The organism is Aminobacter sp. AP02 (assembly GCF_003148805.1).
Taxonomy (GTDB): Bacteria; Pseudomonadota; Alphaproteobacteria; order Rhizobiales; family Rhizobiaceae; genus Aminobacter.
On the sequence record NZ_QGGX01000010.1, the window covers coordinates 15493 to 39453 of the forward strand.

A 23961-nucleotide genomic window follows, 5' to 3' on the forward strand; every position below is an offset into this window, starting at 1 on the left:
CACGTTTCCGCAGAGGCTACCGACGGCGCAATTTCGCCGAGCAAAGGGGCCCGGAAACGCTGCACAAGTGGCCGGCTCATATAGACGGTTCATGCCTTCCCTTGACGTTCCGGGACGCTGCCTCAGGCGCGGGCCTCGAAACTGAAAAAAGCATTTGCCCCGCGCATGCGGGTCGCAAGGGAGGAACAGCAATGAAGCAGTTCGTATTGGCATCCATCGTTGCGGGCGCGCTCGCCCTGCCGGCCGCTGCGGCCGACTACAAGATCATGGCTCCCGCGGCGCCTGGCGGCGGCTGGGACCAGACGGCACGTTCGATGCAGACCGCGCTCCAGGACGAAAAGATTTCGGGCTCGGTCCAGGTCAACAACGTTCCGGGCGCTGGCGGCACCATCGGTCTGGCCCAGTTCGTCAACCAGGCCAATGGCGATCCGGCCCAGCTCATCGTCGGCGGCTACGTCATGGTCGGCGCGATCCTGACCAATGCCTCGCCTGTCACGCTCGACCAGGTCACCCCGATTGCCCGTCTGACCGGCGAGTACGAAGCCCTGGTCGTTCCGGCCAACTCCGACATCAAGGACATGGCTGGCCTCGTTGCCAAGCTCAAGGCTGATCCGGGTGCGGTTTCCTGGGGCGGCGGCTCCGCCGGCGGTACCGACCACATCACGGCTGGCCTGATTGCCAAGGCTGTCGGCGTCGATCCGACCAAGGTCAACTACATCGCCTATTCCGGCGGCGGCGAGGCCCTCGCAGCCATCCTCGGCGGCCAGGTGACCGTCGGCATCTCCGGCTACGGCGAATTCGCCGAGCAGATCAAGGCTGGCACGCTGCGCATCATCGGCATCTCCTCCGATGCCAAGGTCGAAGGCATTGACGCACCGACCTTCAAGGAAGGCGGCGTGGACGTCTCGATCCAGAACTGGCGCATGGTCGCTGCTGCTCCCGGCATCTCGGCCGAGCAGAAGGCAGCCGTCCTCGCTGACGTCGAAAAGATGGCGACTTCGGCCTCGTGGACGAAGATCCTCGCTGACAAGGGCTGGGCCAACACCTATCTCGCCGGCGACGACTTCGCAGCACAGCTGAAGAAGGACACCGAGGCGACGTCCGCCATCCTGAAAGACATCGGCCTGGTGAAATGAGCCTGGACAACCAGCAACAAGAAAGGCGCCGCCCCGATTGGGCGGCGCTTGTCATCGCCGCGGGCCTTGCAGTGGTGGCCGCTGTCATCGCCTGGAGCACCGCCAGCCATGGTGCGGGCAACAGCTATGCCCGCGTCGGCCCGACCACCTTTCCCTACGTGATCTCGGTAGCTTTGTTCGGCCTGTCGATCTGGACGGTCTTCGAAGCCTGGCGCGGTGACTTCCCCGAGCGCGAGCATCAGGAAATCAGCCCGATCCTGTGGATCGTAGGCGGCCTTGCCGCGCAGATGCTGCTGCTCAAGGCGGCTGGCTTCTCGATCGCCACGGGATTGCTCTTCGCTGCGACGGCGCGTGCCTTCGGCCGCGGCCCTCTGTGGAAGACGATCCCCATCGGCATCGTGCTTTCCTTCGTCATCTGGGTCATTTTCGCCAAGGGACTGCAGCTCTCGCTGCCCGCCGGCCCGCTCGAACACCTGTTGTTCTGAGCGATTATCAAGGGAGCTCGGCTCTAAATGGATACCTTTGCTCTGCTGGCGCAAGGACTGCTCACGGCTCTCGAGCCGATGAACATGCTCTATGCGCTCATCGGCGTGACGCTCGGCACCGCAGTCGGCGTTCTGCCGGGCATCGGCCCGGCACTTACCGTGGCCCTGCTGCTGCCGGTCACCTACAAGCTCGATCCCGCGGGCTCGTTGATCATGTTCGCCGGCATCTATTATGGCGGCATGTATGGCGGCTCGACCACCTCGATCCTGCTCAACACGCCGGGCGAAAGCGCTTCGATCGTCACGGCGCTGGAAGGCAACAAGATGGCCCGCGCCGGGCGCGGCGGCCCTGCATTGGCGACTGCCGCCATCGGCTCGTTCGTTGCCGGCCTGATCGCCACCGTTGGCCTTGCGTTCATCGCCCCGACAGTCGTCAAGATGGCGCTGTCTTTCGGCCCGGCCGAGTATTTCGCGCTGATGATCCTGGCCTTCATGACCGTGTCGGCCGCCTTTGGCGATTCGACGCTGCGCGGCCTGACGGCACTTTTCATTGGCCTGACGCTCGGCCTCATCGGCATCGATCTGCAGACCGGCCAGGCACGCCTTGCCTTCGGCATCCCCGACCTGCTCGACGGCGTCGAGGTGACCACCCTTGCGGTGGCGCTGTTTGCCGTCGGCGAAGCGCTCTCGGTCGCGGCCAGCAAGGGCGGCGATTCGACCATCCAGGCGATCAAGGGTTCGGTATGGATGACGCGCGAAGACTGGCGCCGTTCCTGGAAGCCATGGTTGCGCGGAACTGCCATTGGCTTCCCGATCGGCGCGATGCCGGCCGGTGGCGCCGAGATCGGCACTTTCTTGTCGTATTCGGTCGAAAAGAACCTCGCTGAAAAGCCCGAAGAGTTCGGCAAGGGCGCGATCGAAGGCGTGGCGGGTCCGGAAGCGGCCAACAACGCATCTGCCGCGGGCACGCTGGTGCCGCTGCTGACGCTTGGCCTGCCGACCACGGCGACGGCTGCGATCATGCTCGCCGGCTTCCAGCAATTCGGCCTGCAGCCAGGGCCGCTGCTATTCGCCACCAATCCGCAGCTCGTTTGGGGCCTGATCGCCTCGCTGCTCGTCGCCAACCTGATGCTTCTGGTGCTGAACCTGCCGCTGATCGGGGTCTGGGTCCGTCTTCTGACCATCCCGACACCCTGGCTCTATGCGGGCATCCTGCTGTTTGCGACGCTTGGTACCATTGGCGCCAATCCGTCGACCTTCGAGCTCGGCATGCTTCTGGCGTTCGGCCTTCTCGGCTACGGATTGCGCCGTTTCGGCTATCCGATTGCGCCTGTGGTCGTGGGGTTGATCCTGGGGCCGATGGCGGAGCAGCAACTGCGTCGCGCGCTGGCGATCAGCCAAGGCGACCCGTCGATCCTGGTGGGTTCGCCGATAGCGGTGGTTCTGCTGCTGCTTGCGGCAACTGCGGTGCTGCTGCCGCTCTATTTGCGCGCCCGTGGCCGGGGCAAGTTGCTGGCCCAGCTCGGGGCCAACGAAGACTGAGTTCGCCCGGTCCGAAGAAACGAAAAAGCCGAGGTCCGGATTTCCGGTCCTCGGCTTTTTGCTTGCCTCGCGACGGAGGCGGAAACTTCAGGGACAGAGCGACGGTCAGAAAACCTGCCGCTCCGGAGCACTGCCCGGCCACACTGGTCTCGGCTATCGCCAATGACCCGGTGCGGCGGTGCGCTCTCTACCCTGAATTCGAAGTCTTAGTATTTGCGGATGCGGTCGAAATGGCGGGGGTCAATCCCCAGCATGACCAGGTCCTGGTTGTTGGGACGATGACCGCGCTCGACGGCTGCTGCGGCAGCAACGGCGCTACCAAAGGTGCGGACCAGTTCGCCAATGCGGCCAAGGGGCTTGCGGTTGTTCATCTCTTTATCCTCTTTTGCGCTGCATCATCATTTCTTGTGCAACGCAACAAATATAGGTGACGCAAAGGGAAGCGGTAGGGGCATCAGCGCATGTTTGCCATGCATCCGCTGCAATGGTCGGCTAAACAGCTTCGGTGGACGCTGAAGACCCGGCACTTGAAAGCCGCGCCGCCTTCGGCTATATCAGCCTCAAATTCTTGGTCGGTATGACGAAGAGTGGGTCCACCCGGTCCCGCTCTTTTTTGTTACCTGCCGACCGTCTGGAGATTCTATGACCGAAAACGCAGTCGAACAGACAGGCGACGACCGCATCATCCGCGAGACCGGCATCGACGCCCGTATCGCCCTGATCGTTCAGCCCGTCCTTCGCGCGATCGGCTTCCGCCTCGTTCGCGTCCGCCTGTCGGGTCAGAACGGGCTGACGCTGCAGATCATGACCGAGCGCGAAGACGGCACCATGACCGTCCAGGATTGTGAAGAGGTGAGCCGCGCGGTTTCGCCTGCGCTCGATGTCGATGATCCGATCGAAAAGGCGTATCATCTGGAAGTGTCGTCGCCGGGCATCGACCGGCCGCTGGTCCGCAAGTCGGATTTCGGCAACTGGATCGGTCACATCGTCAAGATGGAGACTTCGGTCATGGTTGCCGACCGCAAGCGCTTCCGCGGCAAGATCGCCGAGGTCGACGACGAAGGCTTCCTGCTCCAGCGTGACCAGGCTGCCTACGGCGAGGAGCCGACCGTGCGTATCCCTTTCGAGGCGATTTCCGACGCGCGGCTGATCCTCACCGACGATCTCATTCGCGATGCCCTGAGCAAGGACAATCAGGCGCGCAAGGAAGCACGGAAGCGTCGCGGCGAAGCCGAAGATGCGCCGGAAGACGAAGAAACCGAAACGGAAGATTGATAGAGCCGCGCGGCTGGACCTGATCTGGCCGAACGCTCCGGGAGAAAGACAATGGTTGTAAGCGCCAACAGGCTCGAACTGCTGCAGATCGCCGACGCGGTCGCCCGCGAGAAGTCGATCGACAAGTCGATCGTCATTGCCGCCATGGCCGATGCGATCCAGAAGGCCGCGCGTTCGCGTTATGGCCAGGAAACCAACATCCGCGCCGACATCAACCCCAATACGGGCGAGATGAAGCTGCAGCGCCTGATGGAAGTCGTCGAAAAGGTCGATGACTATGCCACTCAGATCGCATTGTCGTCGGCGCGCGAGCGCAACCCCGACGCCCAGCTCGGCGACTTCATCGCCGAACAGCTGCCGCCGATGGATTTTGGCCGAATCGCCGCCCAGTCGGCCAAGCAGGTCATCGTCCAGAAGGTGCGCGAAGCCGAGCGCGACCGTCAGTATGACGAATACAAGGACCGCATCGGCGAGATCGTCAACGGCACCGTCAAGCGCGTCGAATATGGCAACGTCATCGTCGACCTCGGTCGTGGCGAGGCGATCATCCGCCGCGACGAGTTGATCCCCCGCGAAAACTACAAGTACGGCGACCGCGTCCGCGCTTACGTCTACGACGTGCGCCGCGAACAGCGCGGCCCGCAGATCTTCCTGTCGCGTACCCATCCGCAGTTCATGGCGAAGCTGTTCACCATGGAAGTGCCGGAGATCTACGACGGCATCATCGAGATCAAGTCGGTTGCCCGCGACCCCGGCTCGCGCGCCAAGATCGCCGTCATTTCGCGTGACAGCTCGATCGATCCGGTCGGTGCCTGCGTCGGTATGCGCGGTTCGCGCGTCCAGGCCGTGGTCGGCGAGCTCCAGGGCGAAAAGATCGACATCATTCCGTGGTCGCCTTCGGCCGCTTCCTTCATCGTCAACGCGCTGCAGCCGGCTGAAGTCGCCAAGGTCGTTCTCGACGAAGACGCAGAGCGCATCGAAGTGGTGGTTCCGGACGATCAGCTGTCGCTGGCCATCGGCCGCCGCGGCCAGAACGTGCGTCTGGCTTCGCAGCTGACCGGCTGGGACATCGACATCCTGACCGAGCAGGAAGAGTCGGAGCGCCGCCAGAAGGAATTCGTCGAGCGTTCGACCCTGTTCATGGAATCGCTCGACGTCGACGAGATGGTCGGCCAGGTGCTGGCTTCCGAAGGCTTCACCAGCGTCGAGGAAGTGGCCTATGTCGATGCCGACGAAATCGCATCGATCGACGGCTTCGACGAAGACACCGCGTCCGAAATCCAGACCCGCGCCCGCGAATACCTGGAAAAGATCGAGGCCGAGCACGACGACAAGCGCAAGGCGCTTGGCGTGCAGGACGAGCTGCGCGAGATCCCCGGCATCACCACTGCAATGCTGGTGGCGCTCGGCAATGACGGCGTGAAGACGGTCGAGGACTTCGCCGGCTACGCGGCTGACGATCTCGTCGGCTGGAAGGAGCGCAAGGACGGCGAGACGAAGTTCTTCCCAGGTGTGCTGGCCGATTACGGTGTTTCGCGCACCGATGCGGAACAGATGGTCGTTGCTGCCCGACGCATGGCCGGTTGGATCGCCGAGGACGAAGTTGCGTCCGAGGAAGAGCCAGCCGACGTCGCCGGTGCGTGACGTGAGGCCGGCTGGAGAACCCCTTGGACGAGATGAACGATCGCACCTGCATCGTCACGCGCAAGAGCGCCGAACCGGATGATCTGATCCGATTCGTCGTCGGCCCGGATTCGACCGTTTTTCCGGACCTCAAGAGAAATCTGCCCGGCCGCGGTTGCTGGGTGACGGCAGACCGCCTACATGTCGACAAGGCTGCGGCCAAGGGCATGTTCGCCCGCGCCTTCAAGGCCCAGGTCGTCGTGCCGCCCGAACTGGGCGCCATGGTCGACGGCCTGCTCGCCAAATCGGCGCTTGGCGCGCTCGGGCTTGCCCGAAAGGCCGGCCTGGTGGCGCTAGGTGCCGCCAAGGTCGACTCCACGGTCCGCGCCGGCAAGGCGCTTCTAGTACTCCATGCCTATGAGGGCGCCGAAGACGGCGTCCGCAAGATCACCCAGGCCCGCAAGGCCACAGTGCATATCGGCGGGCCTGCAACGCCCGCCTACAAACTTTTTTCGGAAGCCGAATTGGGTTTGGCATTGGGGGCAACAAATGTGATACATGCAGCCGTCCTCGCGGGAGACGCGGGAAAAGCGGTCGCAAAGCGCGTGGGTGCGCTTGACCGATATCGGGGCGGATCCCCGGATGATCTGGCAATGATTGCGGCGGTTGCCTACGACGATGATGCCGCAGAGGATATGGAATGAGCGACACCAAATCGGGCGATGACAAGACGTTGAGCGTCACTCCGAAGAAGACCTTGACGCTGAAGCGCCCGGGTTCGGAGCAGGGAACCGTGCGCCAGAACTTCTCGCACGGCCGCACCAAGGCGGTCGTTGTCGAGACGAAGAAGCGCAAGTTCTCCATGCCCGGCGACAAGCACGAGCCCGCGCCGACCGCAGCGTCCGTCTTTGCACCCAAGCCGCAGGCCGCAGCGCCGGCACCGACGCCGGCAGCGCCTGCACCGGCCGCACCCGCGCCGGCTGCTCCTGTCGTGGCAGCGCCGGTCGCAGCCCCCGTTGTGGCGCCGCCGGTCGTGGCAGCTCCTGCTCCGGTACGCGCTCCTGCGCCGGTCGTGAACGAAACGCCCAGGCCCGCTCGTCAGCCCGAGCGCTCTGGCATGGTGCTGAATTCATTGTCGCGCAGCGAGATGGACGCGCGCCGCCGTGCCCTTGAAGGCTCGGTCGTGCGTGAACAGGAAGAGCGTGCTCGCGCCGTCGAGGACGCGCGTCGCCGCGCCGAGGAAGACGAGCGCCGCCGCAAGGAGCGCGAAGAGTCCGCTCGCCGTCAGGCCGAAGAGGAAGCCCGCCTCAAGAGCGAGGCCGAATCGCGCCGTCGCGCCGAGGACGAAGCCCGTCGTCGTGCGCCGGCCGCAGCCCTCGAGGCCAATGTGCCGGACGAAGTGGAAGCCAAGCCGAAGGGCCGCGTTGGTCCCGGCGCCGCTGCAACGCCGATCCGCCGCATCGCGACGCCCGAGGTTGCCCGTCCGGCCAAGACCAAGACCGAAGACGATCGCCGCCGCGGCAAGCTGACGCTCAATACCGCGCTGTCTTCCGCTGATGGAGACGCGCGTTCGCGTTCGCTGTCGGCGATGCGTCGCCGTCAGGAGAAGTTCAAGCGTGCGATGCACCAGGAGACGCGCGAGAAGATCGTGCGCGAGGTCGTGCTTCCTGAGACCATCACCATTCAGGAACTGGCCCAGCGCATGTCCGAACGCGCCGTCGAGGTCGTCAAGTTCTTCATGAAGCAAGGTCAGATGATGAAGCCGGGCGACGTCATCGACGCCGATACGGCTGAGCTGGTCGCTTCCGAATTCGGCCACACGGTTCGCCGCGTTGCCGAGTCCGACATCGAAGAAGGCCTGTTCGACATCGCCGATCACAGCGCGACGCTGGTTTCGCGTCCGCCGGTCGTCACCATCATGGGTCACGTCGATCACGGCAAGACCTCGCTGCTCGACGCCATCCGCAACGCCAATGTCGTGTCGGGCGAAGCCGGCGGCATCACCCAGCATATCGGCGCCTACCAGGTCGAGAAGAACGGTCAGAAGATCACCTTCATCGACACCCCCGGCCACGCCGCCTTCACGGCGATGCGTGCTCGTGGTGCCCAGGCGACCGACATTGCGATCCTTGTGGTCGCGGCCGACGATTCCGTCATGCCGCAGACGATCGAGTCGATCAGCCATGCCAAGGCTGCCGGCGTGCCGATCATCGTTGCGATCAACAAGATCGACAAGCCTTCCGCGGACGCCCAGAAGGTCCGCACCGAGCTGCTGCGCCACGAAGTCTTCGTGGAATCGATGGGCGGTGAAGTTCTCGACGTCGAGGTTTCGGCCAAGAATGGCACCAATCTCGACAAGCTGCTCGAAGCGATCCTGCTGCAGGCCGAAGTTCTCGACCTCAAGGCAAACCCCGACCGTACGGCCGAGGGTGTCGTCATCGAAGCCAAGCTCGACAAGGGCCGTGGCCCGGTTGCGACCGTGCTGGTGCAGACCGGTACGCTGATGCCGGGCGACATCCTCGTCGCCGGCGACCAGTGGGGCCGCGTGCGCGCCCTGGTCGACGACCGTGGCAACCGTCTTGAAGAAGCTCCGCCGTCGATGCCGGTCGAGATTCTCGGCCTCCAGGGCACGCCCCAGGCTGGCGACCGCTTCGCGGTGGTCAACAACGAGGCTCGTGCCCGCGAGATCACCGAGTACCGCCAGCGTCTGGCGCGCGACAAGGCTGTCGCCAAGCACGCCACGCAGCGCGGTTCGCTCGAGCAGATGATGTCGCAGCTGCAGTCGTCCGGCCTCAAGGAATTCCCGCTCATCATCAAGGGTGACGTGCAGGGTTCGGTCGAAGCGATCATCGCGGCCCTCGACAAGCTCGGCACCGACGAGGTGCGTGCCCGCATCGTCCATTCGGGCGCCGGCGCGATCACCGAAAGCGACGTCACGCTTGCCGAAACCTCGGGTGCGGCGATCATCGGCTTCAACGTCCGCGCCAATGCGCAGGCGCGTCACGCCGCTGAACAGTCGGGCATCGAAATCCGCTACTACAACATCATCTACAGCCTCGTGGATGACGTTAAGGATGCGATGTCGGGCCTGCTGTCGCCGGAACGCCGCGAAACCTTCATCGGCAACGCCGAGATCCTCGAAGTCTTCAACATCACGAAGACGGGCAAGGTCGCTGGCTGCCGTGTCACCGAAGGCAAGGTCGAACGTGGTGCGGGCGTCCGCCTGATCCGCGACAACGTCGTCATCCACGAAGGCACGCTCAAGACGCTCAAGCGCTTCAAGGACGAAGTCTCGGAAGTGCCGGTCGGTCAGGAATGCGGTATGGCGTTCCAGAACTACGAAGACATGCGCCAGGGCGATGTCATCGAGTGCTTCCGCGTGGAGATGGTGACCCGGAGGCTCTAAGCCTCTGGCATTTGTCTAATCGTTTGGACGGTGGCCGTTCGGCCGCCGTCCGTTTTCGTGCAGCAGGATGTGCGGTCCCATTCCGCCTCCTGCGACATATGGATTTTCAGGATCATGTCGCGTTTTCAGAGTTCAGGCCCATCCCAGCGCCAGCTTCGCGTCGGCGAACAGGTGCGTCATGCGCTTTCCGAAATGCTCCCGCGCGGAGAGATCATCGATCCGGTGATCGAAACGACGGTCATTTCGATCACCGAGGTGCGCATGTCGCCTGACCTCAAGATAGCCACCGCCTTTGTGTCGCCGATCGGCGCCAAGGATCCCGACGCGGTCATCGCCGCGCTCAACAAATACGCCAAGTTCATCCGTGGCCGCGTTTCATTCGCCCTCAAGCAGATGAAATACATGCCGGAATTCCGTTTCCGGCTGGACACCAGTTACGACAATTTCGCCAAGATCAACGATCTGCTGCGCTCGCCCGAAGTGGCGCGCGACCTCGACGGCGAAGAAGACAAGGAAGACTGACATGTCGCGTCGCGGCAAGAAGAAAGGCCGGCCCGTCTCCGGCTGGCTGGTGCTGGACAAACCTGTGGGCATGGGCTCGACAGAGGCCGTCTCCAAGATCAAATGGCTGTTCAATGCCGAAAAGGCCGGACACGCCGGCACGCTCGACCCGCTTGCGTCGGGCATGCTGCCGATCGCGCTCGGCGAAGCCACCAAAACCGTGCCCTACGTCATGGACGGCGCCAAGGTTTACCGCTTCACCGTATCCTGGGGCGAAGAGCGCTCCACCGACGACCTCGAGGGTCCGGTGACGAAAACTTCGGACAAGCGTCCGTCCGAAGAAGAGATCCGTGCGGTCATGCCGAATTACACCGGCGTGATCATGCAGACGCCGCCGCAGTTTTCGGCGATCAAGATCGCCGGCGAGCGCGCCTATGATCTTGCTCGCGAAGGTGCGACGGTCGACATTCCAGCCCGCGAGGTGGAGATCGGCCGCCTCGAGATCATCGAAAACTCGCCCGATCGTACGGTCTTCGAGATCGATTGCGGCAAGGGCACCTATGTCCGCTCGCTTGCTCGCGACATGGGCCGCGATCTCGGCTGCTTTGGCCATATCTCCGACCTTCGCCGCACCGAGGTCGATCCCTTCACTGCCGAAGACTTTGTCACCATCGCCGAACTGGAGGCCGCTCGCGCCGCCGGGCAGCCCGATGGCGAAGAGGGCAAGTGGGACTTCACCGCGATCGACGACTTCGTGGTCGACACCTCGGCGGCACTCGAGTGCATGCCTCAAGTGGCGGTGACCGACGAAGCCGCCAACAAGATCAGGCTCGGCAACCCCGTCATCGTGCGCGGCCGCGATGCGCCAGTGGAGGCCGAAGAGGCCTGCGCCACCGCGCGCGGCAAGCTCGTTGCCATCGGCGCGATCGAGCAGGGCATGTTCAAGCCCAAGCGCGTGTTCACCGCCTGACCCTTGTTTGCCATCGCCGTTTCCGATTGGATCGCTGCATGTGATTCCGCGCGACGACACGATGGAGCGAGCCGACTGTGAAACGCGCTAACAGGCATGGCAGACGGGCCCCGATAGGGGCCTCGCCTGGGACGCTGATCGCCGATCCGGCCGCGCGCCAGTCGGCGCTCAACCTGACCCTCATCTCGCCCGACGCCTGCGAGTTCGTCGACAATGCCAGCCTCGACGACGTTGCGGCCGCTTGCGACAGCTGGCCGGTCATCTGGCTTGATTGTGTCGGCCTCGCCAACATCGACCTGATCGAGCAGATCGGACATATCTTCGGCCTGCACACGCTGGCGCTGGAGGATGTGGTCAACACCGGTCAGCGGCCCAAGGCGGATTTTTTCGACGATCATGCCTTCTTCGTGCTCAGCATGATCGACGACGCCAAGAGCGGGCGCTACGAGCAGATTTCCTTCTTCTTCAACGACAAGTTCGTCGTCACCTTCCAGGAGCGCGAGGGCGATCCGTTCGAGCCGGTGCGACAGCGCATCCGCACGTCCAATCCAAGCCGCTTGCGCCACCGCAAGGCGGACTATCTCGCTTATGCGCTGATCGATGCGGTGGTCGACAGCTACTTTCCAGTCGTCGACGCGACCGGCGACACCGTGGACAAGATCGAGGACGAATTGCTCGCGTCGCCGCAAAAGCATCAGATCGGCCAGCTGCATGGCCTGCGCCGAGCAACCAACCTGCTCAAGCGCACGATCTGGCCGCTGCGTGACGCGTTGACGACCCTGATCCGCTCGGACGCCGCCTTCATCTCGGCGGAGACCAAGGTCTACTTCAACGACACGCTCGATCATTCGATCAGGCTGACCGAAACAGTCGAGTCGCAGCGCGAAACGATGATCGGGTTGATCGAGATGCACCTGTCGCTGTCGCAGTCGCGCACCAACGAGATCATCGGCGTTCTCACCATCGTCTCGGCGATCTTCATCCCGCTCACCTTCCTCGCCGGCATTTGGGGCATGAACTTCGAGAACATGCCGGAACTGAAGACGGTCTATGGCTATCCGGCGGCTTTGGGCTTCATGGCTTTCGTGGCGGTCGGGCTGGTGATCATTTTCAAGCGGCGACGGTGGCTGTGATGGCGCTCAGGAGCCGGCTTGCGAAATAGCTGGCATTTGCCGCCAAATTCCACTATATGCGCCGCAACATTGCGCTTTTGAGTGCTTTGTTCATCGGCCCCAGCTGGACGACATCCCGGCCGTGGGCGTCCCGTTTCCTCCAGATCGAAAGGAAAAACACGATGTCGATTACTGCCGAGCGCAAGTCGGAACTGATGACTGAATTCGCAACCGCCAAGGGCGACACCGGTTCGCCGGAAGTCCAGGTTGCCATCCTCTCCGAGCGCATCAAGAACCTGACCGAGCACTTCAAGGACCACAAGAAGGACAATCACTCCCGTCGTGGCCTCCTGGCGCTCGTTTCCCAGCGTCGCAGCCTGCTTGACTACCTCAAGCGCAAGGACGACGCACGCTATCAGACGCTGATCGAGAAGCTCGGTCTGCGCCGCTGATGAATTGACCGGCGGGCTCTCCCTGCGAGAGCCCGCCGGTCGCGCATTCGGGCCACCGATCTGGTGGTCCATCGGCCGATCCCGCCACACCGTGTGGTCGTGCTGAAGAAGGGTCCGGAGCGTTATAGGGAAGCGCCCGAACCACCCATGGACGGTCATGGGGCAGGATTGCAGGACGTTCGGTCGGCCGCTTTGCGGCCTACATTCCCAACCGAGCCTCTTGTTGTCTTGCCCGTGGCTGGCCAAACCGAAGCCCAGGCGCGTGCGGAAGACCAGTCGGTTTTTCACAAATGCGCGCCGAACAAGCCAGGGAAATTGGCACGCCGGAATGCGGCGTCGGCCATTCCCGCCACGAAGGACAGAACATGTTCAATCACCACAAAGTTGAAATCGAATGGGGCGGCCGTCCGCTCATCCTCGAGACCGGCAAGATCGCCCGTCAGGCTGACGCCGCCGTTCTCGCCACCTATGGCGAGACCGTCGTTCTCGCCACCGTCGTTTCGGCCAAGGAGCCGAAGCCGGGCTTCGATTTCTTCCCGCTGACCGTCAACTACCAGGAAAAGACCTACGCAGCCGGCAAGATCCCCGGCGGCTACTTCAAGCGTGAAGGCCGTCCGAGCGAGAAGGAAACGCTGGTCTCGCGCCTGATCGACCGTCCGATCCGTCCGCTCTTCGCCGACGGCTACAAGAACGACACCCAGATCGTCGTCACCGTCGTCCAGCACGACCTCGAAAACGATCCTGATATCCTGTCGATCGTCGCCACCTCGGCCGCCCTGACGCTTTCGGGCGTGCCTTTCATGGGCCCGATCGGCGGCGCGCGCGTCGGCTACATCAACGGCGAATACGTGCTCAACCCGCACATCGACGAGATGCAGGAGTCGAAGCTCGACCTCGTCGTCGCCGGCACCGATGCCGCCGTTCTGATGGTCGAGTCGGAAGCCAAGGAACTGGCTGAAGACGTCATGCTCGGCGCCGTCATGTTCGGCCACAAGGGCTTCCAGCCCGTCATCGACGCCATCATCAAGCTGGCGGAAGTCGCCGCCAAGGACCCGCGCGACTTCACCGCGCCTGATAACTCGGAACTCGAAGCCGAGATGCTGAAGATCGTCGAGGGCGAGCTGCGCGACGCCTACAAGATCACCGACAAGCAGGCCCGCTACGCCGCCGTCGACGCGGTCAAGACCAAGGTCAAGGCTGCTTTCGCCGCTGAAGGCGAAGAAGCTCCGAAGTGGTCGGCCGACAAGGTCGCCACCGTGTTCAAGGAACTCCAGGCCAAGATCGTGCGCTGGAACATCCTCGACACCGGCTCGCGCATCGATGGCCGCGACCTCAAGACGGTCCGCCAGATCGTCTCCGAAGTCGGCGTCCTGCCGCGCACCCACGGTTCGTCGCTGTTCACCCGCGGCGAGACCCAGGCGCTGGTCGTTGCCACGCTCGGCACCGGCGAAGACGAGCAGTATGTCGACTCGCTGACCGGCATGTACAAGGAGAAGTTCCTCCTTCACTACAACTTCCCGCCCTACTCGGTGGGTGAGACCGGCCGTATGGGTTCGCCCGGCCGCCGCGAAATCGGCCACGGCAAGCTCGCCTGGCGCGCTGTGCGCCCGATGCTGCCGGCTGCCGAGCAGTTCCCCTACACGCTGCGCGTCGTCTCCGAGATCACCGAGTCGAACGGCTCGTCGTCGATGGCAACCGTCTGCGGCACTTCGCTCGCGCTGATGGATGCTGGCGTTCCGCTGCAGAAGCCGGTTGCCGGCATCGCCATGGGCCTGATCAAGGAAGGCGAGCGCTTCGCCGTGCTCTCCGACATCCTGGGCGACGAGGATCACCTCGGCGACATGGACTTCAAGGTGGCCGGCACGACCAACGGCATCACCGCGCTGCAGATGGACATCAAGATCGACGGCATCACCGAAGAGATCATGAACATCGCGCTCGGCCAGGCCAAGGACGGCCGTCTGCACATCCTCGGCGAAATGGCCAAGGCTCTGTCGGAAGGCCGCGCGGAACTCGGCGAGTTCGCGCCGCGCATCGAGGTCATGCACATCCCCACCGACAAGATCCGCGAAGTGATCGGTTCGGGTGGCAAGGTCATCCGCGAGATCGTCGAAAAGACCGGCGCCAAGATCAACATCGAAGACGACGGCACGGTCAAGATCGCTTCGTCGAACGCCAAGGAAATCGAGGCGGCCAAGAAGTGGATCCACACCATCGTGGCCGAGCCGGAAGTCGGCGAGATCTACGAAGGCACGGTCGTCAAGACCGCTGACTTCGGCGCCTTCGTCAACTTCTTCGGCCCGCGCGACGGCCTCGTCCACATCTCGCAGCTTGCCAACGACCGCGTTGCCAAGACCTCGGATGTGGTCAAGGAAGGCGACAAGGTCTGGGTCAAGCTGATGGGCTTCGACGAGCGCGGCAAGGTTCGCCTGTCGATGAAGGTCGTCGACCAGACCACCGGCAAGGAAATTCCGCGCGAGAAGAAGGCTGAAGGCGAAGAAACCGCAGCCTGATAGCAGCACTTTTTGATATGAAGCGGGCGCGCCGTAAGGTCGCGCCCGTTTTCGTTTTGAGCATACCGACAATACTGGAAGCCTCCCATGACGCGCGAAGCATTGAAGACCCTGTTCTACCCCTTCGAAGCCGAGGTGCTGGCGATGCCGGGGCAGGGCATGCGCGCACTGTTCATCGGCGCCGAGCCGGGCTTCAGGAGGCCGCAGGGCTTCGATGCGAGGCTTTCCCTTGTCCAGGGCTTCCGCCCGCATGTGCTGGCCCTGGCAGCCGCTGGGCATGATGTGACGGCCCGCGCCGAAGAAGACGGTTACGACATGGCCCTGGTGCTCGCCGGCCGTCACCGCGGGCTCAACGAGTTGCGTGTCGCCGAAGCCATCGAACGCGTTGTGCCAGGCGGTCTGGTGGTCGTTGCCGGCGGCAAGGAAGATGGCATCGCCAGCCTGCGCAAGCGGCTCGGCACGCTGCTGGAGATCGAGGACCATCTGCCGAAATATCACGGCACGGCGCTATGGTTCCGCCGTACAGCGCAGGCCGAGGCCGCGGCGGCCACCTTGCGCGCCGACAACCCCGAGCAGTTGGTGGAGGGTCGTTTCCGTACCGCGCCTGGCATGTTTTCGTTCGAGCGTATCGACGCGGGCACTCGGCTTCTGGTCGACAGCCTGCCATCGGACATCAAGGGCAAGGTCGCCGACTTCTGCGCCGGATGGGGGTATGTCGCGGCCGAGGTCGCCGCGCGCGCCAAGGATCTTAAGGCGCTCGACCTGTTCGAAGCCGATTTCGATGCGCTCGAAGCGGCCAGGGCCAATGTGCCCAATATTCCCGTCACGCCTGCGTTCCACTGGCAAGACCTCACCAAAGAGCCGGTCGAGCGGCGCTATGACGTGGTGGTGATGAACCCGCCCTTCCACCTCGACCGCGATGCCGATCCGGAGATCGGCCAGCGCATGATCAAGGCCGCCGCTGCCGCACTCAAGCCGGGCGGACGCCTGTTCATGGTGGCCAACAGGCATCTGCCTTACCTGCCGGTGCTGGCGCAGGCCTTCGCCTCGGTAGAGGAAATCGCCGTCGACAGCGCCTTCAGGGTCTATGCGGCGAAGCGCTGATCTTCGGGCCGAGGCAAGCCACGGATGGCCGCAATGGCGAGTGCTCCGCCGCGATGCACAGAGGTGGCGCGGTGCAAGGGCTCGTGCCGCTAAGGCTGTGTCGGTGGAGGGGTGGCGACGGTTCCGCCGAAGCCTTGAAGGGACCATTCATACACGGTTGTCGCGGTCCGCAGCTTTCCGAAACGAGCAGAAGCCAGGTCCAGTATGTCGACGATAACCGATGTCCACATGAGCATGAGCAGTGCAACCAGTAAACGTGACGGCTTTCCCCTGAGGCCGAACTGATAGCCGAGGCAGATAACGCTCAGCAACGTCATCGCTATCAGCAGCCAGAACAACTGCGGTGGAGGCCGCGCATCGAAGGCGAAGCGTTCCGCAGTGCTTGCGTCGAACAGATCGTTCAGGGAGGCCATCAACGAATTGGAGATGGCATTGGGTTGGGCGCGCACGATCGATGTCAGGTTCTCCCACATCTGAGTCTGGAGCGCGGCTGTCTGCTGGTTCAATTCATCGAAGGAGATTCCGTCCCGATCTCCGCGGACGAAGTCGGCGCGTATCTTCGTATATTGTTCGAGCGAGGCGGCGATCTGCAATGCCTGGGGGCTGTCAATGGCCTTTGCGCGAAGCCAGCCGGTACCTATAGCATTCGCCTCGGCGAGACCTCCATCACGGCGCTCGTTGAAACGGGTGTTGGCGAAGGAAGCGTCAGCGCCAATACAAATGCCAGCAAGGCCAGCATGCCATCGACCACGATGCCGACGCTTTCGGGCTGGCTTTGGCCCGCGCACGATCGCGGCGTCCGAACCACAATCCTACCTCGTGGGCGACCATCTGGAACAGGAACAGCAGAAGTCCAAACGCGAAGATGCTCCGCTCCGCGATCATTATGAAGAAAGCCATGCTGACCCCCGGTTCAGTAGATCGCCGTCAAACGGCTTGCGCCGATCACTCTTGAGTATCGTAGGGGTTTGTCAATCCGGTCAACCTGCAGTGGCCTACGAGCCGACTCCCGCAAGTCGTGCCCATCCCAGATGGTCCACGCCGCCTGACTTGGGAAATGGTAGCTGCGGCCTGCTCATCCGGCGTCGTTCCGGTCAGGCAGGTTTCGCCGGGATTTCGCTTAGTGGATGATCGAGGCCGGAGCCGTGGGCTGCGTGAGCGCGGGGTCGCCGATTTCGAGTGGGGCCGGGCGTCCGAAGAAATAGCCCTGGACTTCCTGGCAGCCGGCGGCCTTGAGTAGGGTCGCCTGGTGCTCTGTCTCCACGCCCTCGGCGATGGTGCGCACGCCGAGCGCGCGTGACAGGCCAACGATGGTCGAGACAACCGCACCCGAATTGCTGTCGGTTTCCATGCGGCTGACGAAGGAACGGTCGATCTTGAGCTTGTGGAACGAAAAGTCGATCAGATAGGCGAGGTTCGAGTAGCCGGTGCCGAAATCGTCGACTGCCACCGAAATGCCTATCGCCGTCAGTTGCTTGAGGATCAGGGCCGCGCGGTCGCGGTCCTGCATCATCGCCGATTCGGTCAGTTCCAGTTCAAGCCGTTTCGGCTCGATGCCGGTTTCCTTCATGATCCGCTCGACGATGCCGAGGAAGTCGCGGGTCATGAACTGCACCGGTGAAATGTTGACCGCTACGAAGCAGTCGTCGGGCAGCTGGCGGGCATCGATGCAGGCCTTGCGCAGCACCCACTCGCCGATCGGGGCGATCATGCCGGTTTCTTCGGCGACAGAGATGAACTCGGCCGGCGAGATCATGCCGCGCTCGGGGTGGCGCCAGCGGAGCAGGGCCTCGTAGCCGACGACACGACCGGACGACAGGTCGAGTTGCGGCTGGTAATGCAGGTCGAAATCGCCGCGCTCGAACGCGATATGCAGCTCCGATTCCACCCACTGGCGATGGTCGGCAACCCTGCCCATTTCGGGCTGGAAGACGGCCCAGCCGCCGATACCGCTGGCTCGCGCATTCTGCAGCGCGAGGTTCGAACGGCGCAAAAGCACGACCGGGTCGTAGCCGTCCTTGGGCATGGCGACGACGCCGACCGAAACGTTGACCGACTGGAGATGCGACGGCAGCGGGTAGGGTCGCATCAGGTCGTGGATGAGGCGGTCGATCAGTGCTTCAAGCGAGCTGCTGAGCATCTGATCGGGGTAGAGAATGGCGAATTCGCCGGCGCCGATGCGCCCGAGAACAACGTCGCTCGGCAAAGCCGCCTTGAGCCTTGCCGTGAAGGCTCGGATCAGGGCGTCACCATTGCTGTAGCCGATGGCATCGTTGATCTGCTTGAAGCGGTCGATGTCGATGTCGATGAGGAACACCGGCCTGCCGGTGCGCGCAGTGGCGGATGCCGCTTCGGCGATCTTGCCGACCATGGCCGTGCGCGCCATGAGCCCGGTCAGCTTGTCATAGTGGGTTTCGTTGAAGACATAATCGGCCGATTCGTCCACGCCGGCGAAGAACGACGCCGCGGCGATCGAAGCGGCCAGTGCGCAAAGGGCCGCAATGATCGCACCGACAGTGTCGCTCGACAGGCCGCCGACACTGTCGCCAAGAGCGAATTTCAGGCCCCACACACCGAGGACGAAGCTGCCCATTCCGGAACTGGCGATAGTGACGATCCGAAACAACGGGCTTCGGCTGGGGTTCCTGACGGCAGGCATGCGTGGTGTTCCTAACTTGCGCGTCGTTACTACCGGTTCGCTCGTTAAGATCGCTTGGCTCGATTGTCTACAATTTTAGCGTCGGGCACCCTTTTTAGTCCCGCCCGCCGTCCATCTGCTTGAGTTCGTCCAGCGTCGGCATCGAGACGATGTGATAGCCCGAATCGACGTAGTGGATCTCGCCGGTCACACCCGACGACAGGTCGGAGAGCAGATAGAGCGCCGAGCCGCCGACCTCGTCGATGGTTACCGTGCGGCGTAGCGGCGAGTTGCGCTGCTGGTAGGAGAACATGTGCCGCGCATCCGAGATGCCGGCGCCTGCCAGCGTCCGCACCGGGCCGGCCGAGATACCGTTGATGCGAATGCCGCGCGGGCCGTAGTCATTGGCGAGATAACGCACGCTGGCCTCGAGGCCAGCCTTGGCGACGCCCATCACGTTGTAGTTCGGCATGACGCGCACCGAACCGGCATAGGTCAGGGTGATCATCGATCCGCCTTCGTTCATCAGGGCGGCCGCGTGCTTGGCAACCTCGGTGAAGGAGAAGCACGAGATCACCATGGTGCGGACGAAGTTTTCGCGCGTGGTGTCGGCGTAGAGGCCCTTGAGCTCGTTCTTGTCGGAAAAGCCGATGGCATGCACCAGGAAGTCGATACCGCCCCACTTTTCCTTCAGGGTCTCGAAGGTCGCGGCAACCGAGGCGCTGTCTTCGACGTCGCAAGGGATGATGAGCGACGCGCCAACCTTTTCGGCCAGCGGCTTGACGCGGCGGCCGAAGGCTTCGCCCTGATAGGTGAAAGCCAGTTCGGCGCCATGCTCGGCGAGCTTCTGTGCGATACCCCAGGCAATCGAGTGGTCGTTCGCGACGCCCATGACGAGCCCGCGCTTGCCCTTCATCAATCCGTCCATGTCGGTGTCCCTATGCCGAGAGGCGCTGGAAAACGAGCGTGGCGTTGGTACCGCCGAAGCCGAAGGAGTTGGACAGAACCGTGTCGATCTTGGCGTTATCGATGCGCTTGCGCACGATCGGCATGCCTTCGAACTCCGGATCGAGTTCCTCGATATGCGCGCTCTCACCAATGAAGCCGCCCTGCATCATCAGGATCGAATAGATCGATTCCTGCACGCCGGCGGCGCCCAGCGAGTGACCGGTCAGCGACTTGGTCGAGGTGATGTTCGGCATCTTGTCCGCGAAAACTTCGCGGATGGCGCCCATTTCTTTCGAATCGCCCACCGGCGTCGAGGTGCCATGGGTGTTGATGTAGTCGACCGGTCCCTTCACCGTCGACAGCGCCTGGCGCATGCAGCGGATCGCACCTTCGCCCGACGGTGCGACCATATCGTAGCCGTCGGAGGTCGCGCCATAGCCAACCAGTTCGCAGTAAATCTTGGCGCCGCGCGCCTTGGCATGTTCGAGCTCTTCGAGCACCAGAACGCCAGCACCACCGGCAATGACGAAGCCGTCGCGGTTGAGGTCGTAGGCGCGCGAGGCGACCGCAGCGCGGTCGTTATACTTGGACGACATCGCGCCCATGGCATCGAACAGGTTCGACATTGTCCAGTCGAGGTCTTCGTGACCGCCCGCGAACATGATGTCCTGCTTGCCCCACTGGATCATCTCCGCCGCGTTGCCGATGCAATGCGCAGAGGTCGAGCAGGCCGAGGAGATCGAATAGTTGACGCCGTGGATCTTGAACCAGGTGGCCAGCGTCGCCGAAGCCGTCGACGACATCGCCTTCGGTACCGCGAACGGTCCGATGCGCTTGGGGCTGTTGTTCTTCAGCGTGATCTCAGACGCTTCCACGATCGTGCGCGTCGAAGGACCGCCCGAACCCATGATGATGCCGGTGCGTTCATTGCCGGAAATGTCGCTCTCTTCGAGCCCGCTGTCGGCGATCGCCTGCTTCATTGCGACATGGTTCCACATGCCGCCCTGAGACAGGAAGCGGGCGGCGCGGCGGTCTACGAGTTCGGTCGTGTCGAGGTTCGGGGCACCCCAGACCTGGCACTTGAAGCCATGCTCGGCGAAATCGTTGGAGAAGCTGATGCCGGACTTGGCGTCACGCAGTGAGGCTTGAACTTCGGAAGCGTTGTTGCCGATGGACGACACGATTCCAAGGCCAGATACGACGACCCGTCTCATTCAGTTTTCCTTTCAGAATGTCCGGCAGCCTTAGGCTGCGGCTTCCTGCTTCGAGAGCCCGACCTTCAGGTCGATGGCCTTGTAGATAGGTTCGCCGTCGGCCTTCAACCAGCCATCGGCGATGCCAAGAACCAGGCGGCCGCGCATGACGCGCTTGAAGTCGATGCCGTATTCGACCTTCTTCACCGAAGGCGTGACCATGCCCTTGAACTTCACTTCGCCGGTCGACAGCGCCATGCCCTTGCCCTGCTCGCCGAGCCAGCCGAGGTAGAAGCCGGTCAACTGCCACATGGCGTCGAGGCCGAGGCAGCCAGGCATGATGGGGTTGCCGATGAAGTGGCAGGGGAAGAACCAAAGATCCGGCTTGATGTCGAACTCGGCGCGGACGAAGCCCTTGTCGAACTCGCCGCCGGTCTCACTGATCTCGGTGATGCGATCGAACATCAGCATCGGCGGAGCGGGCAACTGGGCATTGCCGGGTCCAAACAGCTCGCCGCGGGCACACGCCAGCAACTCTTCGTAGCCGTAGCTGGATTTCTGATCGGCCATGAACACCTTCCCCGTCAAAGCTTTCGGGCGCGGCTACGCCCTTCTTGTGTGCTCTCACTAGCACAGACTGTTTGCTGCCGGAAACCGGCGTTTGCGATTAACGTGCACTTCCGCCTGGGTCAATGCGCGCTATTGATCGCATTTGAGCTACAGAATATATGTCTGGCATGGCTTGCCGGCTGCCAATTCAATCTTGGCGTGCTTGGCAGGCGTGAAGAGGGACGAAGGCGAACTTCGCGAGGCGACGAGTGGATTCCCGCAAGACCAGTATTGCTGTGGAAATGCGTGTCCGCGATGCGGGGCTGAGGCCCACGCGTCAACGCATCGCGTTGGCCGAATTGCTGTTCGCCAAGGGCGACCGCCACCTTTCTGCGGAAGAGCTGCATGAGGAAGCGTTGTCGGCCGGGGTGCCGGTGTCGCTGGCGACCGTCTACAACGCACTGCACCAGTTCACCGAGTCCGGGCTTTTGCGCATTCTCGCGGTCGAGGGGTCGAAGACATATTTCGACACCAATACCTCCGATCACCACCACTTCTTCGTCGAAGGCGAAAACCGGGTTTTCGATATCGAATCGGGCCCCGTCACTGTCACCAACCTGCCGGAGCCCCCGGAGGGCATGGAAATCGCCAATGTCGATATCGTGGTGAGGCTCAGGCCCAAACGCCCGGCCTGATGCCCCAGAGTTCCCGGCCTTGGTGGCCGGGGGCAAATCGATCAGTTCTCGATGCTTTCGCCTGGATAGGCGCCCCAAACTTGCGACTGGTTGAGCCAGCCGCTGGTGCCGGCAAACGACATCTCGCACCATTGGCCATTGCACTGCTTGATCGAACCGATGACGCCGGGATCGACGATCGCGACGGTGCGCGCGCCCTGTTCGGGCCTGGCGAGCAGGTTGATCTGCGCCGGCTTGCCGCGCTGCCAGGGTGCCGTCATTGCGGTGCGGTGACCCGACAGCAGCGACTGGTTGATCCAGCCTTCGGCGCCTTCGGAATCGCGCACCCGCCGCCAGTTGTCATACTCCTGGATGATCTCCATCGGCAGGCCCGGCTTCATGTAGAGCCAGTCGACCGGATAGTTGACGCCGGGGCCGATGCGCGAATTGACCTTGCCCGACTTGAGGCTGACGAATCGCGGCAGCGGCAGGCCGCTTGGGCCGAGCGTGACATTCTGCGCCGCGAGCGCGGCACCGGCGAAACCGGCGCCGGGCGAAACGAAAGCAAGACCGATCAGGGCTGCGCTGACGGCCAGACGGAGCGACGCGAAACCAGACACTTCCGTAACCTCTGTTTGAACTTGGCACCCTTTGCCTTCGGGGAGAAGGGGCGCCCTTTTTCTTTGTCTTCGTCGGAACTGCTTGTTACACAGATTACCGCTCATGGATCGGTTTGCAGTTTCGCCGGTCTTGGTTAAAGAGGTCTCAACGAGATCTTCGTCGAGGATAGAATGGCCGGTCGAAAAAAGCCTCTCGTCGTCATTACGCGCAAGCTGCCCGACCAGGTCGAGACGCGCATGCGCGAGTTGTTCGACGCGCGCCTGAATGTCGACGACAGGCCCATGACCCAACCGGAGTTGGTTGCAGCCGTCAAGGAAGCCGACGTCCTGGTGCCGACGGTCACCGACACGATCGATGCGGCCCTGATCGAGCAGGCGGGCCCCAATCTCAAGCTGATCGCCAATTTCGGCAACGGCGTCGACAAGATCGACGTCACGGCTGCCTCCAAGCGCGGCATCACGGTCACCAACACGCCGAACGTTCTCACCGAGGACACGGCCGACATGACCATGGCGTTGATGCTCGCCGTGCCGCGCCGGCTGACCGAGGGCGCCAGCGTTCTCACCGGCGACAAGAAGTGGGCCGGCTGGTCGCCGACCTGGATGCTCGGCCGCCGCATCGGCGGCAAGCGCCTCGGCATTGTCGGCATGGGCCGCATCGGTACCGCAGTTGCGCGCCGCGCCAAGGCTTTCGGTCTGTCGATCCACTATCACAACCGCCACCGCGTGCTGCAGTCGGTCGAAGACGAACTCGAGGCGACCTATTGGGAAAGCCTCGACCAGATGCTCGCCCGCATGGACATCATCTCGATCAACTGCCCCTCGACGCCGGCGACCTTCCATTTGCTGTCGGGCCGCAGGCTGGCGCTGATGCAGCCGCATGCTTACCTCGTCAACATCGCCCGTGGCGACATCATCGACGAGGATGCCCTGGTCAAGATGCTGCAGGACGGCAAGCTTGCCGGTGCAGCCCTCGACGTCTTCGAGCACGAGCCGGCGGTCAACCACAAGCTGCTCAAGCTCGCTGCCAAGGGCAAGGTGGTGCTGATGCCTCACATGGGCTCGGCGACCATCGAGGGCCGAATCGACATGGGCGAAAAGGTCATCATCAACATCCGCGCTCATGTCGACGGGCATCGCCCGCCCGATCGCGTGCTGCCGCTGAGGACCTGATCAGGGCCCTGCATCATCGTGTTGCCGACGATTCGCCGCCAGCTTGC

At 63.1% G+C, this 23961-nt stretch carries 22 protein-coding genes; 15 read left to right on the forward strand and 7 right to left on the reverse strand.

Annotation, left to right across the window (positions count from 1 at the left end):
- Positions 1 to 191 precede the first annotated feature (191 nt).
- From C8K44_RS14295 to C8K44_RS14305, 3 genes are read left to right on the forward strand one after another with little or no spacing between them, the layout of a single operon-like run.
- The gene (locus C8K44_RS14295) at positions 192 to 1136 is read left to right on the forward strand and encodes a tripartite tricarboxylate transporter substrate-binding protein (RefSeq protein WP_109576477.1); all 945 of its coding nucleotides are present in this window, start codon (positions 192 to 194) and stop codon (positions 1134 to 1136) included.
- A complete protein-coding gene (locus C8K44_RS14300; protein ID WP_109576478.1) occupies positions 1133 to 1621 on the forward strand; it encodes a tripartite tricarboxylate transporter TctB family protein in 489 nt (162 codons plus the stop codon). The genes C8K44_RS14295 and C8K44_RS14300 overlap by 4 nt, the downstream gene beginning before the upstream one ends.
- Positions 1622 to 1648: 27 nt before the next feature.
- Entirely contained in the window at positions 1649 to 3163 is a 1515-nt protein-coding gene (locus C8K44_RS14305; protein ID WP_109576479.1) for a tripartite tricarboxylate transporter permease, read from the forward strand.
- Between the two features lie 206 nt (positions 3164 to 3369).
- Here C8K44_RS14305 and C8K44_RS27710 read toward each other — a convergent pair whose 3' ends face one another.
- A complete protein-coding gene (locus tag C8K44_RS27710) occupies positions 3370 to 3534 on the reverse strand; it encodes a hypothetical protein (RefSeq protein ID WP_199227096.1) in 165 nt (54 codons plus the stop codon).
- Positions 3535 to 3805: 271 nt separating this feature from the next.
- On the opposite strand from C8K44_RS27710, the gene rimP reads away from it, so the two are divergent.
- From rimP to C8K44_RS14355, 10 genes are all read left to right on the forward strand, one after another.
- Positions 3806 to 4438: a ribosome maturation factor RimP gene (rimP, locus tag C8K44_RS14310; protein WP_109576480.1), complete on the forward strand. Its 633-nt coding sequence runs from the start codon at positions 3806 to 3808 to the stop codon at positions 4436 to 4438.
- Positions 4439 to 4489: 51 nt separating this feature from the next.
- Positions 4490 to 6082, forward strand: a complete 1593-nt coding sequence (nusA, locus tag C8K44_RS14315; protein ID WP_109576481.1) for a transcription termination factor NusA — start codon at positions 4490 to 4492, stop codon at positions 6080 to 6082.
- A 32-nt stretch (positions 6083 to 6114) separates the two neighbouring features.
- A complete protein-coding gene (locus C8K44_RS14320; protein ID WP_109576482.1) occupies positions 6115 to 6765 on the forward strand; it encodes an RNA-binding protein in 651 nt (216 codons plus the stop codon).
- Positions 6762 to 9467: a translation initiation factor IF-2 gene (gene infB / locus C8K44_RS14325; protein WP_109576483.1), complete on the forward strand. Its 2706-nt coding sequence runs from the start codon at positions 6762 to 6764 to the stop codon at positions 9465 to 9467. Before C8K44_RS14320 ends, infB begins: the two co-directional genes overlap by 4 nt.
- A 114-nt stretch (positions 9468 to 9581) precedes the next feature.
- Positions 9582 to 9989, forward strand: coding sequence for a 30S ribosome-binding factor RbfA (rbfA, locus tag C8K44_RS14330; protein WP_109576644.1), 408 nt, complete (start codon positions 9582 to 9584; stop codon positions 9987 to 9989).
- A gap of 1 nt (position 9990) precedes the next feature.
- Complete coding sequence (gene truB / locus C8K44_RS14335; protein ID WP_109576484.1) at positions 9991 to 10938, forward strand: tRNA pseudouridine(55) synthase TruB; 948 nt, start codon at positions 9991 to 9993, stop codon at positions 10936 to 10938.
- Positions 10939 to 11015: 77 nt separating this feature from the next.
- A complete protein-coding gene (gene corA, locus C8K44_RS14340) occupies positions 11016 to 12071 on the forward strand; it encodes a magnesium/cobalt transporter CorA (protein ID WP_199227097.1) in 1056 nt (351 codons plus the stop codon).
- Between the two features lie 56 nt (positions 12072 to 12127).
- Positions 12128 to 12502, forward strand: coding sequence for a 30S ribosomal protein S15 (gene rpsO, locus C8K44_RS14345; protein WP_281062995.1), 375 nt, complete (start codon positions 12128 to 12130; stop codon positions 12500 to 12502).
- Between the two features lie 365 nt (positions 12503 to 12867).
- Positions 12868 to 15015: a polyribonucleotide nucleotidyltransferase gene (pnp, locus tag C8K44_RS14350; RefSeq protein WP_109576647.1), complete on the forward strand. Its 2148-nt coding sequence runs from the start codon at positions 12868 to 12870 to the stop codon at positions 15013 to 15015.
- Between the two features lie 87 nt (positions 15016 to 15102).
- Entirely contained in the window at positions 15103 to 16119 is a 1017-nt protein-coding gene (locus tag C8K44_RS14355; protein WP_109576485.1) for a class I SAM-dependent methyltransferase, read from the forward strand.
- Between the two features lie 89 nt (positions 16120 to 16208).
- Here the strand turns inward: C8K44_RS14355 and C8K44_RS27300 are convergent, their stop codons facing one another.
- The 5 genes from C8K44_RS27300 to fabA form a co-directional block, all read right to left on the reverse strand.
- The gene (locus C8K44_RS27300) at positions 16209 to 16907 is read right to left on the reverse strand and encodes a hypothetical protein (protein ID WP_245417483.1); all 699 of its coding nucleotides are present in this window, start codon (positions 16905 to 16907) and stop codon (positions 16209 to 16211) included.
- Positions 16908 to 17239: 332 nt separating this feature from the next.
- Positions 17240 to 18778, reverse strand: coding sequence for a bifunctional diguanylate cyclase/phosphodiesterase (locus C8K44_RS14370; protein ID WP_109576488.1), 1539 nt, complete (start codon positions 18776 to 18778; stop codon positions 17240 to 17242).
- Positions 18779 to 18872: 94 nt separating this feature from the next.
- Positions 18873 to 19685 (reverse strand): enoyl-ACP reductase FabI, encoded by an 813-nt coding sequence (gene fabI / locus C8K44_RS14375; RefSeq protein WP_109576489.1) that lies wholly within the window; start codon positions 19683 to 19685, stop codon positions 18873 to 18875.
- A gap of 10 nt (positions 19686 to 19695) precedes the next feature.
- Positions 19696 to 20919 carry a beta-ketoacyl-ACP synthase I gene (gene fabB, locus C8K44_RS14380; RefSeq protein ID WP_109576490.1) on the reverse strand — a complete coding sequence of 408 codons (1224 nt, stop codon included), beginning with the start codon at positions 20917 to 20919 and terminating at the stop codon, positions 19696 to 19698.
- A gap of 30 nt (positions 20920 to 20949) precedes the next feature.
- A complete protein-coding gene (gene fabA / locus C8K44_RS14385; protein WP_109576491.1) occupies positions 20950 to 21468 on the reverse strand; it encodes a 3-hydroxyacyl-[acyl-carrier-protein] dehydratase FabA in 519 nt (172 codons plus the stop codon).
- 248 nt (positions 21469 to 21716) lie between these two features.
- Here fabA and irrA point away from each other — a divergent pair, with 248 nt between their 5' ends.
- Positions 21717 to 22142, forward strand: a complete 426-nt coding sequence (gene irrA / locus C8K44_RS14390) for an iron response transcriptional regulator IrrA (protein ID WP_348626333.1) — start codon at positions 21717 to 21719, stop codon at positions 22140 to 22142.
- Positions 22143 to 22183: 41 nt separating this feature from the next.
- Here the strand turns inward: irrA and C8K44_RS14395 are convergent, their stop codons facing one another.
- A complete protein-coding gene (locus C8K44_RS14395) occupies positions 22184 to 22741 on the reverse strand; it encodes an SH3 domain-containing protein (RefSeq protein ID WP_109576493.1) in 558 nt (185 codons plus the stop codon).
- Between the two features lie 171 nt (positions 22742 to 22912).
- Here C8K44_RS14395 and C8K44_RS14400 point away from each other — a divergent pair, with 171 nt between their 5' ends.
- Entirely contained in the window at positions 22913 to 23914 is a 1002-nt protein-coding gene (locus tag C8K44_RS14400) for a D-glycerate dehydrogenase (RefSeq protein WP_109576494.1), read from the forward strand.
- The last annotated feature ends 47 nt before the right edge of the window (positions 23915 to 23961 follow it).

Excerpts from the sequence above, each read along its gene's own strand:
- C8K44_RS14295 (WP_109576477.1), top strand. The coding sequence starts at position 192 with ATGAAGCAGTTCGTATTGGCATCCATCGTTGCGGGCGCGCTCGCCCTG.
- C8K44_RS14300 (WP_109576478.1), top strand. The coding sequence starts at position 1,133 with ATGAGCCTGGACAACCAGCAACAAGAAAGGCGCCGCCCCGATTGGGCG.
- C8K44_RS14305 (WP_109576479.1), top strand. The coding sequence starts at position 1,649 with ATGGATACCTTTGCTCTGCTGGCGCAAGGACTGCTCACGGCTCTCGAG.
- C8K44_RS27710 (WP_199227096.1), bottom strand. The coding sequence starts at position 3,534 with ATGAACAACCGCAAGCCCCTTGGCCGCATTGGCGAACTGGTCCGCACC.
- rimP (WP_109576480.1), top strand. The coding sequence starts at position 3,806 with ATGACCGAAAACGCAGTCGAACAGACAGGCGACGACCGCATCATCCGC.
- nusA (WP_109576481.1), top strand. The coding sequence starts at position 4,490 with ATGGTTGTAAGCGCCAACAGGCTCGAACTGCTGCAGATCGCCGACGCG.
- C8K44_RS14320 (WP_109576482.1), top strand. The coding sequence starts at position 6,115 with ATGAACGATCGCACCTGCATCGTCACGCGCAAGAGCGCCGAACCGGAT.
- infB (WP_109576483.1), top strand. The coding sequence starts at position 6,762 with ATGAGCGACACCAAATCGGGCGATGACAAGACGTTGAGCGTCACTCCG.
- rbfA (WP_109576644.1), top strand. The coding sequence starts at position 9,582 with ATGTCGCGTTTTCAGAGTTCAGGCCCATCCCAGCGCCAGCTTCGCGTC.
- truB (WP_109576484.1), top strand. The coding sequence starts at position 9,991 with ATGTCGCGTCGCGGCAAGAAGAAAGGCCGGCCCGTCTCCGGCTGGCTG.
- rpsO (WP_281062995.1), top strand. The coding sequence starts at position 12,128 with ATGCGCCGCAACATTGCGCTTTTGAGTGCTTTGTTCATCGGCCCCAGC.
- pnp (WP_109576647.1), top strand. The coding sequence starts at position 12,868 with ATGTTCAATCACCACAAAGTTGAAATCGAATGGGGCGGCCGTCCGCTC.
- C8K44_RS14355 (WP_109576485.1), top strand. The coding sequence starts at position 15,103 with ATGACGCGCGAAGCATTGAAGACCCTGTTCTACCCCTTCGAAGCCGAG.
- C8K44_RS14370 (WP_109576488.1), bottom strand. The coding sequence starts at position 18,778 with ATGCCTGCCGTCAGGAACCCCAGCCGAAGCCCGTTGTTTCGGATCGTC.
- fabI (WP_109576489.1), bottom strand. The coding sequence starts at position 19,685 with ATGGACGGATTGATGAAGGGCAAGCGCGGGCTCGTCATGGGCGTCGCG.
- fabB (WP_109576490.1), bottom strand. The coding sequence starts at position 20,919 with ATGAGACGGGTCGTCGTATCTGGCCTTGGAATCGTGTCGTCCATCGGC.
- fabA (WP_109576491.1), bottom strand. The coding sequence starts at position 21,468 with ATGGCCGATCAGAAATCCAGCTACGGCTACGAAGAGTTGCTGGCGTGT.
- C8K44_RS14400 (WP_109576494.1), top strand. The coding sequence starts at position 22,913 with ATGGCCGGTCGAAAAAAGCCTCTCGTCGTCATTACGCGCAAGCTGCCC.